Origin of the sequence: Nostoc sp. PCC 7524, from assembly GCF_000316645.1 — a bacterium.
Taxonomy (GTDB): domain Bacteria; phylum Cyanobacteriota; class Cyanobacteriia; order Cyanobacteriales; family Nostocaceae; genus Trichormus.
In genome coordinates, this window is sequence record NC_019684.1 from 942,353 (window position 1) to 958,407 (window position 16,055).

The window sequence follows — 16,055 nt, forward strand, 5'->3', positions numbered from 1 at the left end:
AGTAACCCATCAAGTGAAAAGAGACTCGCAATCACAAAATAGGGATTGCCAATTTGATTAAATCAAACTAACAATAAATGCCAAATCGTCAAAAAGCTGTTAGTTAATAACTAGTGGCTTTTTGGCAACCATGATTTTGATAGCAGACGAATTGTAATGAATACAGCTAATTTTCCGTGGCTGACGACGATTATCTTATTACCGATCGCTGCGTCGCTACTGATCCCGATTATCCCAGATAAAGACGGTAAAACAGTGCGCTGGTACTCCCTGATTGTGGGGCTGATAGATTTTGCACTGATTGTTTACGCTTTTTATACCGGGTATGACTTCTCCAATCCCGATTTGCAGATGGTGGAGAGTTACCCTTGGGTTCCACAACTAGATTTGAATTGGTCAGTAGGGGCAGATGGCTTATCTATGCCCCTGATTATTTTGACTGGATTCATCACCACCTTAGCGACTTTAGCAGCTTGGCCTGTGACCCTCAAGCCCAGGTTATTTTACTTTTTACTATTGGCGATGTATGGGGGTCAGATTGCCGTGTTCGCCGTCCAGGATATGCTGCTATTTTTCCTGGTGTGGGAGTTGGAGTTAATTCCGGTTTACCTGCTATTGGCGATTTGGGGTGGTAAAAAGCGGCAATATGCAGCGACAAAGTTCATTTTGTACACCGCAGGCGGTTCGCTGTTTATTTTGGTGGCAGCGTTGACAATGGCCTTTTATGGCGATAATGTCACCTTTGATATGCGATCGCTCGCTCTCAAAGATTACGCCCTGAATTTCCAATTGTTACTGTATGGTGGCTTGCTGATTGCTTACGCCGTTAAGTTGCCTATCATTCCCCTACATACCTGGCTACCAGATGCCCACGGTGAAGCTACAGCCCCTGTACATATGTTGCTGGCTGGGATTTTGTTAAAAATGGGTGGTTATGCCCTGATTCGGATGAATGCCGGGATACTACCCGATGCCCATGCCTACTTTGCCCCAGTTCTGGTAATTCTGGGGGTAGTTAATATCATCTATGCTGCCTTAACATCCTTTGCCCAGCGCAACCTCAAACGCAAAATTGCTTACTCGTCTATTTCGCACATGGGGTTTGTCGTCATCGGGTTTGCCTCCTTTACCGATTTAGGCTTGAGCGGGGCAGTGTTACAAATGGTATCCCACGGCTTAATCGGGGCGAGTTTGTTCTTCCTTGTCGGTGCGACTTATGACCGGACACACACCCTCATGTTGGATGAAATGGGTGGTGTTGGTAAGCGGATGCAGAAGATTTTCGCCATGTTTACCGCTTGTTCAATGGCTTCCTTAGCACTGCCAGGAATGAGTGGTTTCGTAGCGGAGTTAATGGTATTTGTTGGCTTTGCTACCAGCGATGCTTATAGCCCTACATTCAAAGTGATTGTGGTATTTTTAATGGCAGTGGGTGTGATTTTAACACCTATTTATCTGCTGTCGATGTTGCGGGAAATTTTCTACGGACAAGAAAACGAAGAATTAGTTTCTCACCAGGCGTTGATTGACGCTGAACCCCGTGAAGTCTTCATCGTTGCTTGTTTGTTAGTACCAATTATTGGAATTGGTTTCTATCCCAAGTTACTCACTCAAATGTACGACTCTACAACTGTACAAATGACAGCTAGGTTGAGAGATTCTGTACCCACCTTGGCACAGGAAAAACCAGAAGCAGCAAAAGTGTCCTTCAATGCACCAGCAATTGGTAATTAATTGGAAATTGATAGCTGCAAGAGAAGATTGTCTGAGAGTAGGTTTGATACCTGCTCTTTTTTTGGGCATTGGGTGAAAGTTTTTCTTCCCTACTCCCAATCCCCAATCCCCTTACTTAAAAGACCATAGCGAGTTATAGTTTAGATGCCATTGGTAATAGTTACCAAAATTTCGATGTTCATCGAAGCGATCGCTAGTTACCAAAATGCACACATTAGATCAATACTATCGTGGCAAATTTCTCTATCTAGAACTAGAACCAGAGAAAACCTCTCATGTTAAACTACAACTTGTTACACTGTTTACCATCTTCAGAAGAACTACCGAACTCTGAGGATACACCTGTGGATAATGAAATACAAGATTTAATTCCTAGTTTACTGAAAGCTACTTTGGCTTTAGTTTGGTCAGACCGATGGGATTGGTACTTTGGTGTAGACATGGGTATTTATTATGACCCAAAAAAACCCGCGATCGTCCCTGATGGTTTTCTCAGTGTCGGAGTCAAACGTTTTATAGATGGCGATTTGCGTCTTAGTTATGTCCTCTGGGAAGAAGAAAACCCGCCAATCTTAGCAATAGAAGTAGCATCTCCTAAACATTTAGGAGAATACAGTACCAAAAAAGATATCTATGCTGAAATGGGAGTATTGTACTACGTTGTGTACAATACTTTCCGTCGCAAAAAGCCGCCTTTGGAAGTTTATCGCCTAGAAGATGGGGAATATTTCCTCATGACAGGAAATCCAATTTGGTTGCCAGAAATTGGTTTAGGAATTGGTAGAGAACGAGGACTTTATCAAGGGATAGCCAGGGAATGGCTGTACTGGTATGACGAACAAAAACGCAGATTACTGACACCAGAAGAACGGATTATGGAAGCGGAAGAACGAGCCAGTATTGAAGCACAGGGTCGTTTAGATGCAGAGGAAAGGGTACAAAAGTTGGAAGAAAGGTTAAAGGCGTTAGGTTATGAGCCAGAAACTATAGTGTGACATAACCTTTGGATGCGATCGCGTAATTATTGATGTTTGACCTCGCTTTCTGTCTGGGAGTGAGGTTTTTTTTAACGCAAAGCAGCGCGGAGGTTAACGCAGAGGGTGATTTTTGAATGTTAGTTAGTTTGGTGGTTGGGGAATTATATCTATATTAGGATATTCGGCAATTGATGATGTAATTTATCAAGGTTGGGTGTCTGCTTAGTCTATTTAGGCAAAGTTTTATGGATGTTCAATTAGGGTTCGGTTCTATCCCCAAACCTCAATATGTTTTTGTCAGCAAAGAAAATGATTATTGCTGGTATATGCTGTCGGATGATACTAAACAAATTCCTATTTATGATCGAGCTTTGACAGGGTTAATTACAGGTATTGAAGTAAATAAAAAAGTTGAGACATCACACGGGGAAGCAGAGAAAACAGATTTACATATTTTGGCAGATAAACCTTATGTGGTTCGCTCAGGTAGTGAATCTTATTTTTCTAAAAGTTTATTGCTTTCTCTTGATGCTTTAACATACGAACAGTTATCTCAGCCTCTGACAATTGCTGTTAGCCCTGGTGATAAAACTATAGTATTTTGTACAATCTATAATCCTGTAACTTATCGTGCTGTTGGTGTTAGTTGGGATGGACATAAAGAAATAGATTGGCAAGCTTTAGGGCTAAAAGTTAGTTGTAAAATTAACAATATTCAAAATTCTCATCAAGAGCTGACATTATCTGAAAACCGTGCAGGGTTCATAGCTCAAACGGATACGTATTTATCACAATTAAATTGGACATCACAACAGGGAAGAGAGTATTTACAGCAAAAATATGGCAAGCGATCGCGCTATCATCTTTCTGAAACAGAAATGCTCGATTTTATCGATTATCTCAAGCTACAACTAACCCATAGTTAACTTGCATTAGTTATAGCTAATACAAGCTAAAATATCTTCTTGCGTTAAATAAGGAAAATCATCAAGTATTTCCTCGTATGTCATCCCAGAAGCAAGATAAGATAACACATCATACACAGTTATTCGCATTCCCCGAATACAAGGTTTACCGCCTCTTTTTCCTGGTTCAATGGTAATAATGTTGTGGTAATTTACAGCCATAATCACAAGCTAGCATTAAAAATTTGTTGTGCAGTTAAATTCAAATCAGGGAAGGTTACAGATTGAATAAGGTTGTCACTTCTAAATTTTCTTACAGTATATTCACCTTCTTCTAAACAACAAACTAAAATAGTAGGCTGTTTAGGATTACCTATAAACTCTCTACCTCCCAATCCTGCATAATCTACAATCCAGTATTCAGGAATCCCCATTACTTCATAATCAGCGTATTTTTTCAAATAATCATCACGCCAATTTGTGAGGCAGTGCGTTGGACGGGTTTCCCGGCTTGTAGCAACTGCCGTACTTACAACTTCAATAATTAGTGGGATTGATATTCCTTGAATGACAGTAGATTCTTTTTTCCATAGAGGTTCATTGGTTAAATTGGGTCGATTTAATAACAGCACATCCGGCGAGTAAGCTGATTCATTTTCAGGTGGTTTGACTAATGCTGTCTTGGGTATGAAATAGGGGAGATTTAACCGGATACACTCTCTAGTAATTTCAAAGGCTAAAAATCCAGTTACTTCTTCATGTTCTCCTGTTGGTTGTGGCATTTCAACTACTACTCCATCATGGAGTTCATAACGTTTCCCTGTTTCATCTGGATATTTAGCAACAAACTCATCAAATGTAGTCAGCTTGCGTAGGGCTTGAGTCATGGTAAGTCACAAATAACTTAGTTGTATATCTCTTGAGCAGTGTTATGTATGATTTAACCTCCTGTTTGTTATTTTAACTGTCATTACTTTCAGGAAAATTTGCAGATGCGTACTGCAAAGAGAATTGTTAACAATGTATTGCATTGCAATGCAAAATAGTGCAAAGTAATATTATGGAAAATAATCTAAGCTAAAACAGTTATGAGTAAAGAAAATATTACATTTCGGATAGAGAGTGACAAAAAGCTGGCACTGGAAGCAATTGCCAAAGGTATAAACCGCGATCGCTCTTATGTACTCAATGAAGCTATAGATGCTTATCTAGAGATGCACCAATGGCAAATAGAAGAAATTCACAAGGGAATTGCTGAAGCTGATGCAGGAGACTTTGCCAGCGATGAGGAAGTAATGGCAACTTTTGCAATGCTTACCAATGCAGATTAAATGGCTACGTCGCGCGCTGCGTAATTTAAAACAAGCACATGATTACATCCTCAAAGACAATCCACAAGCAGCGCGAGAAGTCATATTGAGGATTCAAAGTGCTGCAAACCAATTGGAGAGTTATCCCTTGATGGGACGACTAGGACGTGTGGAAGGTACAAGAGAATTAGTAATTGCTAATACGCCATACATTCTGATTTACCGAGTCAAACTAGAGTCTGTGGAAATTCTTCGCGTTCTCCACACTTCCAAACGCTATCCAGATTGAAGCGAACTTGAAAAATACTCATCATTAACGAAAATTGTATAATCCCGCTATTGATTACATATATCTGGGTGTGAATTAGGCTCATCTAATTCAGCAAAAGCTATTTTCAGACTGTAAAGAGAATAATGTTAAGTCGATTTGGTCTTGCTCAGTCCATGTATCGCTTTCGTCGATGATAGCTAAATTATTCTGCACTAAATCATTAAGAATTAAGTTTGCCAAGCGTAGTCTTTCATTTGGTGGTAAGTCACGAATCACTTGGTTGTATATTTCCTGAGCAGTATTAGACATGATTTAACCTCCTGCTCGTTATTTTAACAGTCATTAAACTGTATTGAAGTGTATTTTTAATGAGTGCGTAGACGCAAAGCGGCTTGTCTCTGACATCGCTTTACACCAAACTTAGGCGATCGCTACTAATATGACTTATTCTGTATGATCAGGACAAAGCAATTTATATTGGGTTACTAAATGAACTCAAAAGTTGAATTATTAACACGTATTACCCAAACTCCTGGTCAATGTGGAGGTCGTCCTTGTATTCGCGGTATGAGAATCCGCGTGAGCGATATTTTAGAAATGCTGGGGGAGAATGTTACCGTTTCTGAGATTCTAGGAGATTTTCCCGACCTCGAAGCAGAAGATATTCAAGCCTGTTTGTTGTTTGCTGCACGCCGAACAGATTTTCCCCGACTGACAGCATGAAAATTTGGATTGACTCTCAGTTTTTATTACAAATTTTCTGGTTTATTAGCAACTTCTAGCCAGCCTTGAATCGCATCTTGTAGCATCTCTAATAGATGTTCGTAACTATCTCCCCAAGTGTGACATCCTGCTAAAGCTGGTACAGAACCACACCATACATCATCTTCTTGTCAGATAACCGCTTTAATTTTCATTACTCATCATTTTTACAAGACGACGCTTCATTATTTTAGATTGAAGTCAATTGCGATCGCTAATCATATATATTTGGACAGCAAGACTCATTGTCTGTACGTCTGGATTGCCTGTGCATAAGGTACAACCATCTATTCATTAGCAACGCCAAATTTCCAATATTACTGTCTCATAAGATTTTGAAATAATATTACCAACCATGCTCCTATAAATATCCAGGGTAACGCTACCCAAGGTCTAAGAACAGTGAGTTTACGATTATATAGACCAATAATAGGAGATCCTGTGTATTGTTCACTTTTGTTGTTTTCCCACCATTTTACGAGGTTCTCAAGAGCTGAATCAGATAGTTTGAGCGCAGACCATGTAGATATAGCTACCAATATACCAACTAAGCAGAATATTGTAACTAATCCCATAGCATCTTTTTTATCCCATGCAAACCCCAAACCTGTAAACAACAAACCTTGAATTGTCATTAACCAAGTTAGTCGGTAATTTTGTAAATTATTTTCATGTTCGATCATTGAGCGAATGCTTTTGGCATTTTCGTAATCAAGTTTAAGTTGCTCTATGTCGTTCATAATATATTTTCCTTTTTTAACTGATATACAAATCAATAACCTATAGCCAAGCTAACTAATTAAAGTAAGAGAAAAGTGAAAATTTAAAAAGCAAAGTATAGCGTTTCCCTGTTGACTGAGGTAAATCCTGTGATTAGGAAACTCTATAAACAATGCTTATGTTGTGAATTTTGTGCCTATTTTACATTGTGGCTTTATTTATCCAGTTTTTGATTACTTTAAAAGGTATGTATTAGATTGCAATATAATGCAATCTAATGCAACGTAATATTATGAAATTCAATTACAATTATCTCATCATCTAGACTAATTGTAATTTAAGTTTTGCCTGGCGTTTTTGGTTCAATCGCTCCGCGCTGACCCTGGCTAAAATCATATTCAGTTTCCATAATTAAAAATCTTCATCATCAACGAAAAATTCCGCGTCTTCTTCCAAACGGGAGTTACCAGAATCCGCTAGACCCCAGAGGGGTTGTAGGATAGCTACACCAATCAACCCCACACCAGCACTAAACGCCAGCACTATACCGACTGGGATTTTAATTGATTGGAATGTTAAGAATTTTAAAGATACTGGCTCGAAATTTTGGACGGAAAGAATAGCGATCGCCACTACCCAAATCGCCACAATTAAAGATATCAGCAAATTAGCAAAACTTTTCATAAAAAAATCAAACCACAGATAGATGCAGATGTACACAAATCGTCTCAGTATTCACCTGCGTACATCTGCGGTCTCAAGTCCTATCCTAACTTAGCGATCGCATTCTCCATTTCTTGGGCGAGTTGGCTAAGTTTCTCTGGTGAGTTGGTTTCTAAATAAACGCGTACCAGTGGTTCTGTACCAGAGGGACGTAGTAATATCCAGCTACCTTCTGCTAAATACAGCTTAATCCCATCCTTGCGTCCGGCTTCTTTGACAGCAATCCCGGCTACCTCGGAAGGAGGATTTTTGGTGTAGGAGTCAATGACGGCATTCTTATGGGCTTCTGTTAAGTGTAAATCCAGACGTTTGTTATAGAGAGGGCCGTCGGCTTCGGCGATCGCTTCTTTGACTAATTGACTCAAGGGTTTACCTTCGTAGGCGATCGCTTCGGCAATCAGCATATCAGCTAAAACACCGTCTTTTTCAGGAATATGCCCAATTACACTTAAACCGCCGGATTCCTCACCACCAATTAGTACGGTGGTTTCGCGCATTTTTTCACCGATGTATTTAAAACCTACGGCTGTTTCATAAAGGGGTAAGCCGTGTTTTGCAGCAAAGTTATCTAATAGGTGCGTTGTCGCCACTGTGCGGACAATTGCGCCGCTTTTACCTTTGTTTTTGATTAAATGTCTCGCTAACACCAAAAGCACCGTGTTAGGGGTGAGGACGTTGCCTAATTCATCCACAATACCAAAGCGATCGCTATCGCCGTCTGTCGCCAGTCCTAAATCTGCATGATCTCGGCGGACTGCTTCGACTAACTCAACTAGCTGTTCGCCCTTGGGTTCTGGCATTCCGCCACCAAATAACACATCCCGCCAAGTGTGGAAACTTTCTAATTGTGTGCCACTTTGTTGCAGAACTTCATCTAAATAGCCACGGGATGTAGAATATAACGCATCATACTTGACTTTTAGCTGGGCGCTCTTAATTCGTTCCAAATCCAGCAATGTATAGATAAATTGGAGATAGGCTGGTTTGGGATCGAAAATAGAAATAGAACCTGATGGTTTGCCACTCGGCAACTCATCCGATGCAGTTTCTATATTTGCCACAATAGTATCAGTAATTTCTGGAGTGGCAGGACCAGCATAGTCAGGGATATATTTAATCCCACAGTAAGGTGCTGGATTATGACTAGCAGTAAACATCAACGCACCAGCCGAATTCAGGTGACGGGCGTTATAAGCGATTACTGGTGTAGGGCAATCCCGATCAGTAACTTTGACATTCCACCCTAAGTCTGCCAATACCTGGGCTGCTGTCTGGGCAAATTGGTCAGCTAAAAATCGCGTATCGTAGGCAATTAGAACTGGTCTATCTTTTGTATAGGCTGTCTCTAGGTAACTTGCGATCGCTCTTGTCACCTTCCGCACGTTGGGAAAAGTGAAGTCATCGGCTATAATGCCGCGCCAGCCATCAGTACCAAACTTTATCTTGCTAGAATTGCTACCACTCATGTTTGCCACTTTCTCCCATCTATCTTGACCACTATAGGAAGCTTCCCGCAAAGCGTGCGTAGCCGCAAGCATCCTCCACCGTATTTTTTCTCACTGCTATTGAGCAATGTCAACCCCCGAACGACTTTTTGTTAGTTATCACCTTTGGTCTTTAGTTGCCCCAGCTAGAGGACAAGAACGTTTGCACTGCCAAATGAGACGGGGGTTTATCAAAGCACGTCAACACGAACCGCAAGTCAAAGCATTATTAAATCAGGCTACCCCACCTCAGCGAATTGGTATACTCGCTCAAAAAGGCATTTATGAGTTTCATCATAATCGACATTTGTTAACTAGCTCAGATGGAGTAGAACAAGTTGCGAAATTACTAAAATTGAGTAACTCGGCTGTACAAGTGCAACAGCGAGTCATACAAATTTTGAAAAAATATTATGAAGCTCCCTTACTTTTAGGTAAAAGAATTCTCCAGTTAACTCGCGGTGATGAAGGGTTTCCCAAACCGATTTTGATTGAACAAGACAATAACCGTTTCCGGTTATATGCAGCAATGGACTGCGTTTTTACTGAATCGGATGCTCAAACTTTACATATTGTAGATTTTAAAACTGGCAAATCTCATTTCGATAGAAGACAAGCATTAGTTTATTTGTTAGCAGCTCGTTATCTTTATCCCGGCAAGGAAGCTGTCGCCTCATTTTATAATCTCGAATTTTGTCACGAATCGGAATTAATTAGCCTGAAAGGTCATGAATTAGAAGCGTTAAAATTTGAGTTAGTCAATATCGCCAAAAAGCATCAACAAGACTTACAGCATTATCAAGAATCATCTCAAAGTTTCCATCAAATATTTCCACCTAATCCTGGTTATCACTGTCGTTTTTGTCCTTTTCAATCCATCTGTGAATTTTCTGCGTACTCCTTACAACCACAGCCCCATGCAGGAGACATCAAAATTAAAAACTCAAAATTGAGCAGTTGAGCAAAAAATATCCAATATGTAGGGTGCGTCAGTTAGAGAAACTCTTGAAGTACGACGAATTTATTTGCACTGACGCACCCTTGTATATTAAGAGAAGTAGTAGAGTGAGTTTAGCTACTCTTTAAGTTGGAAACATCACAATTACATAATTTAAGCTTGGTGTAAGGGAATTGCAATAATAAACTCTGTTCCTTTTCCTAAGATGGAATCACAAGTTAACGAACCTTGATGTTTTTCCACAACCACTTGGTAGCTAATAGATAATCCCAAACCTGTACCACTTCCTATAGGTTTAGTTGTAAAAAATGGGTCAAATATTTTCTCTAGGACTGCTTTTTTCATTCCACAACCATTATCAGCAATCTTAATTATTACTTGATTATTATCTATTTTTTCGGTAGTAATACGTATTATGGCATTAGAAGACTGAGTGTTTTCTAGTTCCAATTTTTTGGTGACTAATTTATCTTCTAAAGCATCAATCGCATTACTAATAATATTCATAAACACCTGATTGAGTTGACCAGCATAACAACTAACTAGAGGAAGTTTTCCATACTCTTTAATTACTATAATCTGAGAACGGTTGCTGTTTTCCTTGAGTCGATGTTGCAAAATCATCAAAGTATTATCAATACCTTCATGAATATCAACAGGCTTCATTTCTGATTCATCCAGTCGGGAAAAATTGCGTAAGCCCAGAACAATATTGCGAATCCGTGAACTACCAACTTTCATAGATTCGAGAATTTTTGGTAAGTCTTGTGTGATAAATTCTAAGTCAATTTCTGTGGCTCTTTCATCAAATTTAGGTAGAGGATAGATACATTCTTGCTGATGGATACCAAGTAAATCTAGCAAATTTTGTACATATTCACTAACATGGGTGATATTGCCATGAATAAAATTAATGGGGTTATTAATTTCATGAGCAATGCCCGCCACCATTTGACCCAAAGAAGACATTTTTTCACTTTGTATTAGTTGAGTTTGGGTGAGTTGTAACTCTTGTAAGGTTTGCTGTAAAGATTGATTTTTTTCTTGAAGTTCTTGAGTTCTTTCTGCAACTTTTTTCTCTAGGGTATGGTTTTGTTCTTCTAAGCTTTGATTGGCGGTAGCTAAATTCTCGTAGAGGATGGCATTTTCGAGAGATATGGCAACTTGAGTGGTAAGCAGCCTGAGAACTTCTACGCGATCGCGGGTAAATGCTCCCGTCGTTAAATCATTCTCTAAGTACAGAATACCTATTAATTTACCTTGATTAATAATGGGGATGCACAAGATACTTTGGGGTTGCTCACGAACAATGTAGCGATCGCCTCCCAGGAAAGCAACAGTATTGGCATCATCAGTTACAAAGATTTCTAAAGAGCGTTTAACGTAGTTAATCAAAGTAATCGGCACATCATAGCTAGATTCTAAACAAGTGGATGGAAATTTCGTAGAGATAGATGCAAAACTTTCACTATAACTGACGGCAATAACGCTTAAGTCCAAATTCTCACCTTTACTCAAAATCAGAGCCGATTTAGATGCTCCTGCATTCTCCATCACAACCTGCATCAATTTAGATAGTAATTGTTCCATCTCAATTTCTCCAGAGAGTGCTTGAGAGGCTTTAAACACAGATGCTAAATCCAGAGAATCTGAAATACTGGTTCTAGATCCAAAAAAGGTTGGGTGATTAGTCCGGTTGGATATTGATTGATAAGTGGAAGAGGTAATTTTTTCATTCAATTGGGAGCTAAGTTTTTCTTGCTGAAGTATGGGTGCGAGTATTTGAGGATAGCGTTTTGTCAACTCATCAACTTTGGCTTTCGCGCCCCAACGACTATAGCCATAGTAAGCGTCGGTTAGATAGGTTTGAGCAATCTTCTGTTTACCCCATTCTAAATAAAATTTGGCTGCCAGTTCATTAGCTAGAGCTTCTTCATGAATGTATTCATTTTCTTTGGCAAGGATAATGGCGCGATCATAATAATCTATTGCTTCCAGATGTTTACCAATAACACGATACCGCTCCGCCTCCACTAAACAGAATTTATGTAAATAATTCATTGGGGCATGATAGGCCCAATTTTCCATTTTTGCTTGATTAGCTGTGACTTTTTCAAGAATCTGTTTTTGTTTAGTTTCTTGAGCTTCAGAATACACCGCTATTTGTACTAATGAATCATAAAAATAGAACAGAGGAACAACCACCTTACCGATACCACCATGCAGATACTGTTCTAGCATTACAGCATTGTCTATAGCTTGAGGATAATCGGTAAACAGATAACATAGTTGCATTTTACAGAAATAAAAATACAGAAGTGCAATGCCATCATTAGCTTCAATATGAAGCGGTAACATTTTTTCTTCATCATAAGCGTCACCAATTAACTTGCATAAGTCTTTAACACTTCCTCTTAAATTCAAAACTGTCTGCTGATATATTTGATGCCAATGCAATATTCTTTCTTGTTTGATTTGCTGTATATAGTTTGTATAAAGATCCATTTCTCGACCAAGCTCTCCTAGTTCCTGCCCTATAAAATAAGTATGGCAAGAGCAAGCATAAAGACCATAAGCAGCAAATTCTAAATCTCCTAATTCTAGAGCAGCAGAGTAGACTTCTAACAAAGGCTTTAATGTTTCTCGAATATGTTCTTTGCTAGGTCTGATCAATTGATTAAAAGTCTCAATAACTTTAATATTTACTTCTTGAGCTTGGAATTTGGTAACAAGACTTTCCGCCAGTTTACCAAACTGATAGCCAGACTCAATATCTTCCAATACACCACAGAGGAACAGCCCATAAACACTATATGTAAAGGCCGACAAGGGTGAATTACCATATATAAGTGATAAATTAATTTCTTTTAAAAGAATAACAGGAAAAAGCTCAGGTACTGCTTGATAGGCAAGAGCGATCGCACTTGATAAAATACGCATCACTGCCAACGGTTCTTCCTCTATCATTTCTGGCAGGTGAATTAAGTCTTCAATCATCCTGCCATTCATGTTGGTGTTTATTTCTGACATTGCTAGTTGAATATCAGCTTGGCTTGGATGTTCAGGAAACTCCACTCCCAGCAATTTCAAAAAAGCCAGTGCAGTGTTGACAGCTTCTAAAGCTTTGTTCTGCGCTCCATAGGCTTGAATTTTAATTTCATAAACTTTTACTTGCTCTAGTAGTGTTTTAGCCTGTAACAACACTACCTGAACAAATTGCTCCATCTGCTCAAAGTCACCAGCTAAGTAAGCTGCTTCTGCTACTGTCTCATGCAATGCTAGAGTGAGTTCATATTTTGTTTTCCAGCTAGTATCAGAAAGTAGCCCAATTCCTGTCTTTAAATACTTAACAGCTGCTGTATAAGCTGTTGATGCTAAAGCTTTACGCCCGGCAACTAAATTCATCTCAGCTAGTTCATCACGTTGAGTCTGAACTGTAATTAACTCTACTGCTATATTTAATTGATTAACTAGCGGAAAAATATTTTCTTCCCGTTCAGTAACTGGAATATTACTCAATAGTAGCTGCCCAATTTTAAAATGAATTTGCTTTCTTTTAATTTCAGGTATCAAAGAATAAGCAGCTTGCTGGACTCGATCATGGATGAATTTATATTTAGGAGGTTGTAAGTTGATTACTGGTAATTTTGTGGCAACTTTGCCAGCAGAAACGTCAGATATAAAATTACCATCTTGAAAAATTTTATAAAGTTCTGTTTTAGGTAAAATTATTCCTTCATGTAATGCTTTCCATATATCAGATGCTGTATCTACTACAGATTTTTCATGTACGATCGCCAGAGTTTTTAAATCAAATTCATTACCAATACAGGCTGCTAACTTTAGCACATCCTGAGTCATTTTTGGCAGCTTTTCTATTTGCAAAGCCATGAATTCTACAACATCATCTGTGAGAGCTAATTCTTGTATTTTGTTAATGTCATACTGCCAATATCCTACATCAAAGTTAAATTTAATTATGCCTTCATCATGTAAAAACCTCAGAAATTGTGTAGCAAAAAAAGGATTACCTTTAGTTTTAGCAAATACCATTTGGCTGAGGGGAACAGCAATTTCTTCTTGGCAGCAAAGGGTATCAGCAATTAAAAGATTTAAATTACTTTGATTTAAAGGTGGTAGTTCAATGTAGTTAATTGTAGTACCCGTTTTAGCAATTTCCTGTAGTGTTAAAGCAAGTGGATGTGTCTGGGGAACTTCATTATTCCGATATGCACCAATGAGTAGTAGGGTTGCTGCTGATTGCCCACTATTTTCCGATTGCTCAATTTGCCAAGGTTCACCATCAAAAATGGGTGTCCATACATTATCTTGAATTTCACGATTTAACAGAGAAGAGTTTTCTTTAACTGCATTTGTTTGACCCATTAAGAATTGCATAAATTTTAAAGAAGCCGTGTCTGCCCATTGCAAGTCATCCAGAAATATCACTAAGGGATGGGCTTTAGTATGAAATACTTGAATAAATCTTTGAAATAATAGATTAAAGCGATTTTGGCTAGCTATCCCAGAGAGTTCAGCAACCTGTGGCTGTTTACCGATAACTTTTTCTAGTTCAGGGATGACATCAATAATTACCTGAGCTTGTTCACCTAAAGCTGACAGAATTTTGCTGCGCCATTGCTGAATTTGATGATCAGTTTCTAGAAGTATTTGCCCAATTAAATCACGAAATGCTTGGACTAATCCCGATAAAGGAATATCACGTTGGAATTGATCAAATTTACCTTTAATGAAGTAACTCTGCTGCCTGACAATAGGTTTATGAATTTCATTAACTACAGCAGTTTTACCAATACCAGAGAATCCTGCCACTAACACCATTTCTATGGCTCCCCTAGTTACACGCTCGAAAGCTGCTAGCAAGGATGCAACTTCTTGCTGACGACCATAAAGTTTTTCAGGGATGAGAAAACGGTCATAAACATCCTTAAGCGCCAACTCAAAGGGTGCAATCTTACCAGTATCTTGCCATTTGTTCAGACAAATTTCTAAGTCATGCTTGATTCCATAGGCACTCTGATAGCGGTCTTCGGCATTTTTAGCCATTAATTTCATGACTAGATCGCACAAGACTTGAGGAATTTCTGGCTTTGTGTTTTGTAAAAGAGGTGGCTGTTTAGCAATGTGGCAGTACACTAACTCCATTGGATCAATGCTAGTGAAGGGTAACTGTCCACTCAAAAGTTCAAAAAATGTTACACCCAAAGAATAGAAATCACTACGGTAATCGATACCTCTGTTCATTCTTCCTGTTTGTTCAGGGGATATGTATGCTAATGTCCCTTCTAAGACATTAGGATTGGTCAAGTTTTGGATTTCTCTTGGTAGCAGAGTCGCAATACTGAAATCAATCAGCTTGACTTGCAGAGTGCTGGGATTAATGAGGATATTGGCAGGTTTGATGTCTTTATGGATGATGCGATCGCGATGTAATCCATCTAAGATAGATGCTATGGTTATGGCGATCGGAAAAAACTCTGGCAGAGTTAGACTGTATCTTTGTTGCTCCTTACTCTGTTGAATCCAGTCTTTGAGTGAGATGCCACCAAAGTCCTCCATGACTAAGGCATAGCCATTACGATAGTTCTCTAAACTTAGAGGTTGAATAATCCCTTCAATGTCTAAATTTTTGGTAATTGTATACTGATTACGGAATTGAGCAATTTCATTGAAGGTAGGATATTCATTCCGCATCAATTTGATGACTACGGGTTTTTGGTCTTGTTCTCTAATACCCCGATAAACTAGGGTTTTGCCACCACAATAAAGTTGTTCTGTTATGCGATATCCAGAAATAGGAAATAAAGTATCGGATAATACTAGCATTTTGGGTGACTTTATAATTTATCTTTATTGTTTTGCTTTATTATTCCCTGTGTTTTATGCTTTTTACCATTTTTTACGAATATTTTTTAAATATTTTTTTAAGTAGTTTTACACAATTAAATTAAATATTGGCAACCGATTTAAGTATAAATACTAGGATTATATTCTGATTAATTTGTTTGTTAATAGGTAATGCCGTGTGCAACTTTCTCTCAAACCTAACCCCCAACCCCTTCCCTACATAGCTTGCTTCTCCGAAGGAGTGGGAAGGGGAGCAAGAATCAAAGCCTCTCTCCTTGCAGGGGAGCCAGTTGCGTGGGCGGGTTTCCCGACTTGTTCGCGGAGCGTCTCGTTGGCGCAGCCT

General features: G+C 38.9%; 15 protein-coding genes and 1 pseudogene. 8 read left to right on the forward strand and 8 right to left on the reverse strand.

From position 1 onward, the window contains the following. Positions 1-156 precede the first annotated feature (156 nt). The 4 genes from ndhD1 (at position 157) to NOS7524_RS03985 (ending at position 3,637) form a co-directional block, all read left to right on the forward strand. On the forward strand, positions 157-1,734 hold the full coding sequence (ndhD1, locus tag NOS7524_RS03975) for a photosynthetic/respiratory NAD(P)H-quinone oxidoreductase subunit D1 (RefSeq protein ID WP_015137182.1): 1,578 nt from the start codon (positions 157-159) through the stop codon (positions 1,732-1,734). Positions 1,735-1,939: 205 nt separating this feature from the next. After that, complete coding sequence (locus tag NOS7524_RS30905) at positions 1,940-2,068, forward strand: hypothetical protein (protein WP_015137183.1); 129 nt, start codon at positions 1,940-1,942, stop codon at positions 2,066-2,068. Beyond that, a complete protein-coding gene (locus tag NOS7524_RS03980; RefSeq protein WP_015137184.1) occupies positions 2,010-2,729 on the forward strand; it encodes a Uma2 family endonuclease in 720 nt (239 codons plus the stop codon). The genes NOS7524_RS30905 and NOS7524_RS03980 overlap by 59 nt, the downstream gene beginning before the upstream one ends. A gap of 227 nt (positions 2,730-2,956) precedes the next feature. Then, entirely contained in the window at positions 2,957-3,637 is a 681-nt protein-coding gene (locus NOS7524_RS03985; RefSeq protein WP_015137185.1) for a hypothetical protein, read from the forward strand. A 6-nt stretch (positions 3,638-3,643) separates the two neighbouring features. On the opposite strand, the gene NOS7524_RS03990 is transcribed toward NOS7524_RS03985, so the two are convergent. Then, positions 3,644-3,838 carry a DUF433 domain-containing protein gene (locus tag NOS7524_RS03990; protein ID WP_015137186.1) on the reverse strand — a complete coding sequence of 65 codons (195 nt, stop codon included), beginning with the start codon at positions 3,836-3,838 and terminating at the stop codon, positions 3,644-3,646. A gap of 2 nt (positions 3,839-3,840) precedes the next feature. Continuing rightward, the gene (locus NOS7524_RS03995) at positions 3,841-4,503 is read right to left on the reverse strand and encodes a Uma2 family endonuclease (RefSeq protein WP_015137187.1); all 663 of its coding nucleotides are present in this window, start codon (positions 4,501-4,503) and stop codon (positions 3,841-3,843) included. Positions 4,504-4,704: 201 nt separating this feature from the next. On the opposite strand from NOS7524_RS03995, the gene NOS7524_RS04000 reads away from it, so the two are divergent. Next, positions 4,705-4,947 carry a CopG family ribbon-helix-helix protein gene (locus NOS7524_RS04000; protein ID WP_015137188.1) on the forward strand — a complete coding sequence of 81 codons (243 nt, stop codon included), beginning with the start codon at positions 4,705-4,707 and terminating at the stop codon, positions 4,945-4,947. After that, entirely contained in the window at positions 4,937-5,215 is a 279-nt protein-coding gene (locus NOS7524_RS04005; protein ID WP_015137189.1) for a type II toxin-antitoxin system RelE/ParE family toxin, read from the forward strand. The genes NOS7524_RS04000 and NOS7524_RS04005 overlap by 11 nt, the downstream gene beginning before the upstream one ends. Before the next feature lie 90 nt (positions 5,216-5,305). Here NOS7524_RS04005 and NOS7524_RS04010 read toward each other — a convergent pair whose 3' ends face one another. After that, positions 5,306-5,506, reverse strand: coding sequence for a hypothetical protein (locus NOS7524_RS04010; RefSeq protein WP_015137190.1), 201 nt, complete (start codon positions 5,504-5,506; stop codon positions 5,306-5,308). 180 nt (positions 5,507-5,686) lie between these two features. On the opposite strand from NOS7524_RS04010, the gene NOS7524_RS04015 reads away from it, so the two are divergent. Beyond that, the gene (locus NOS7524_RS04015; protein WP_015137191.1) at positions 5,687-5,920 is read left to right on the forward strand and encodes a DUF433 domain-containing protein; all 234 of its coding nucleotides are present in this window, start codon (positions 5,687-5,689) and stop codon (positions 5,918-5,920) included. 26 nt (positions 5,921-5,946) lie between these two features. On the opposite strand, the pseudogene NOS7524_RS28170 reads toward NOS7524_RS04015, so the two are convergent. From NOS7524_RS28170 to NOS7524_RS04030, 4 genes and pseudogenes are all read right to left on the reverse strand, one after another. Continuing rightward, positions 5,947-6,075, reverse strand: a pseudogene (locus NOS7524_RS28170) (type II toxin-antitoxin system HicB family antitoxin); the annotation flags it as partial. Between the two features lie 201 nt (positions 6,076-6,276). Next, the gene (locus NOS7524_RS04020) at positions 6,277-6,699 is read right to left on the reverse strand and encodes a hypothetical protein (protein ID WP_015137192.1); all 423 of its coding nucleotides are present in this window, start codon (positions 6,697-6,699) and stop codon (positions 6,277-6,279) included. 391 nt (positions 6,700-7,090) lie between these two features. Beyond that, on the reverse strand, positions 7,091-7,363 hold the full coding sequence (locus NOS7524_RS04025; RefSeq protein ID WP_015137193.1) for a lipopolysaccharide assembly protein LapA domain-containing protein: 273 nt from the start codon (positions 7,361-7,363) through the stop codon (positions 7,091-7,093). Positions 7,364-7,443: 80 nt separating this feature from the next. Beyond that, positions 7,444-8,868, reverse strand: coding sequence for a phosphoglucomutase/phosphomannomutase family protein (locus NOS7524_RS04030; protein WP_041555543.1), 1,425 nt, complete (start codon positions 8,866-8,868; stop codon positions 7,444-7,446). A 106-nt stretch (positions 8,869-8,974) separates the two neighbouring features. On the opposite strand from NOS7524_RS04030, the gene NOS7524_RS04035 reads away from it, so the two are divergent. Beyond that, positions 8,975-9,847 (forward strand): PD-(D/E)XK nuclease family protein, encoded by an 873-nt coding sequence (locus tag NOS7524_RS04035; RefSeq protein WP_015137195.1) that lies wholly within the window; start codon positions 8,975-8,977, stop codon positions 9,845-9,847. Positions 9,848-9,997: 150 nt separating this feature from the next. On the opposite strand, the gene NOS7524_RS04040 is transcribed toward NOS7524_RS04035, so the two are convergent. Next, on the reverse strand, positions 9,998-15,691 hold the full coding sequence (locus NOS7524_RS04040) for a trifunctional serine/threonine-protein kinase/ATP-binding protein/sensor histidine kinase (protein WP_015137196.1): 5,694 nt from the start codon (positions 15,689-15,691) through the stop codon (positions 9,998-10,000). Positions 15,692-16,055: the final 364 nt, after the last annotated feature.

Bases quoted from the DNA above. Each gene is read 5' to 3' on its own strand.
- ndhD1 (WP_015137182.1), top strand. From the start codon at position 157: ATGAATACAGCTAATTTTCCGTGGCTGACGACGATTATCTTATTACCG.
- NOS7524_RS30905 (WP_015137183.1), top strand. From the start codon at position 1,940: ATGCACACATTAGATCAATACTATCGTGGCAAATTTCTCTATCTAGAA.
- NOS7524_RS03980 (WP_015137184.1), top strand. From the start codon at position 2,010: ATGTTAAACTACAACTTGTTACACTGTTTACCATCTTCAGAAGAACTA.
- NOS7524_RS03985 (WP_015137185.1), top strand. From the start codon at position 2,957: ATGGATGTTCAATTAGGGTTCGGTTCTATCCCCAAACCTCAATATGTT.
- NOS7524_RS03990 (WP_015137186.1), bottom strand. From the start codon at position 3,838: ATGGCTGTAAATTACCACAACATTATTACCATTGAACCAGGAAAAAGA.
- NOS7524_RS03995 (WP_015137187.1), bottom strand. From the start codon at position 4,503: ATGACTCAAGCCCTACGCAAGCTGACTACATTTGATGAGTTTGTTGCT.
- NOS7524_RS04000 (WP_015137188.1), top strand. From the start codon at position 4,705: ATGAGTAAAGAAAATATTACATTTCGGATAGAGAGTGACAAAAAGCTG.
- NOS7524_RS04005 (WP_015137189.1), top strand. From the start codon at position 4,937: ATGCAGATTAAATGGCTACGTCGCGCGCTGCGTAATTTAAAACAAGCA.
- NOS7524_RS04010 (WP_015137190.1), bottom strand. From the start codon at position 5,506: ATGTCTAATACTGCTCAGGAAATATACAACCAAGTGATTCGTGACTTA.
- NOS7524_RS04015 (WP_015137191.1), top strand. From the start codon at position 5,687: ATGAACTCAAAAGTTGAATTATTAACACGTATTACCCAAACTCCTGGT.
- NOS7524_RS04020 (WP_015137192.1), bottom strand. From the start codon at position 6,699: ATGAACGACATAGAGCAACTTAAACTTGATTACGAAAATGCCAAAAGC.
- NOS7524_RS04025 (WP_015137193.1), bottom strand. From the start codon at position 7,363: ATGAAAAGTTTTGCTAATTTGCTGATATCTTTAATTGTGGCGATTTGG.
- NOS7524_RS04030 (WP_041555543.1), bottom strand. From the start codon at position 8,868: ATGAGTGGTAGCAATTCTAGCAAGATAAAGTTTGGTACTGATGGCTGG.
- NOS7524_RS04035 (WP_015137195.1), top strand. From the start codon at position 8,975: ATGTCAACCCCCGAACGACTTTTTGTTAGTTATCACCTTTGGTCTTTA.
- NOS7524_RS04040 (WP_015137196.1), bottom strand. From the start codon at position 15,691: ATGCTAGTATTATCCGATACTTTATTTCCTATTTCTGGATATCGCATA.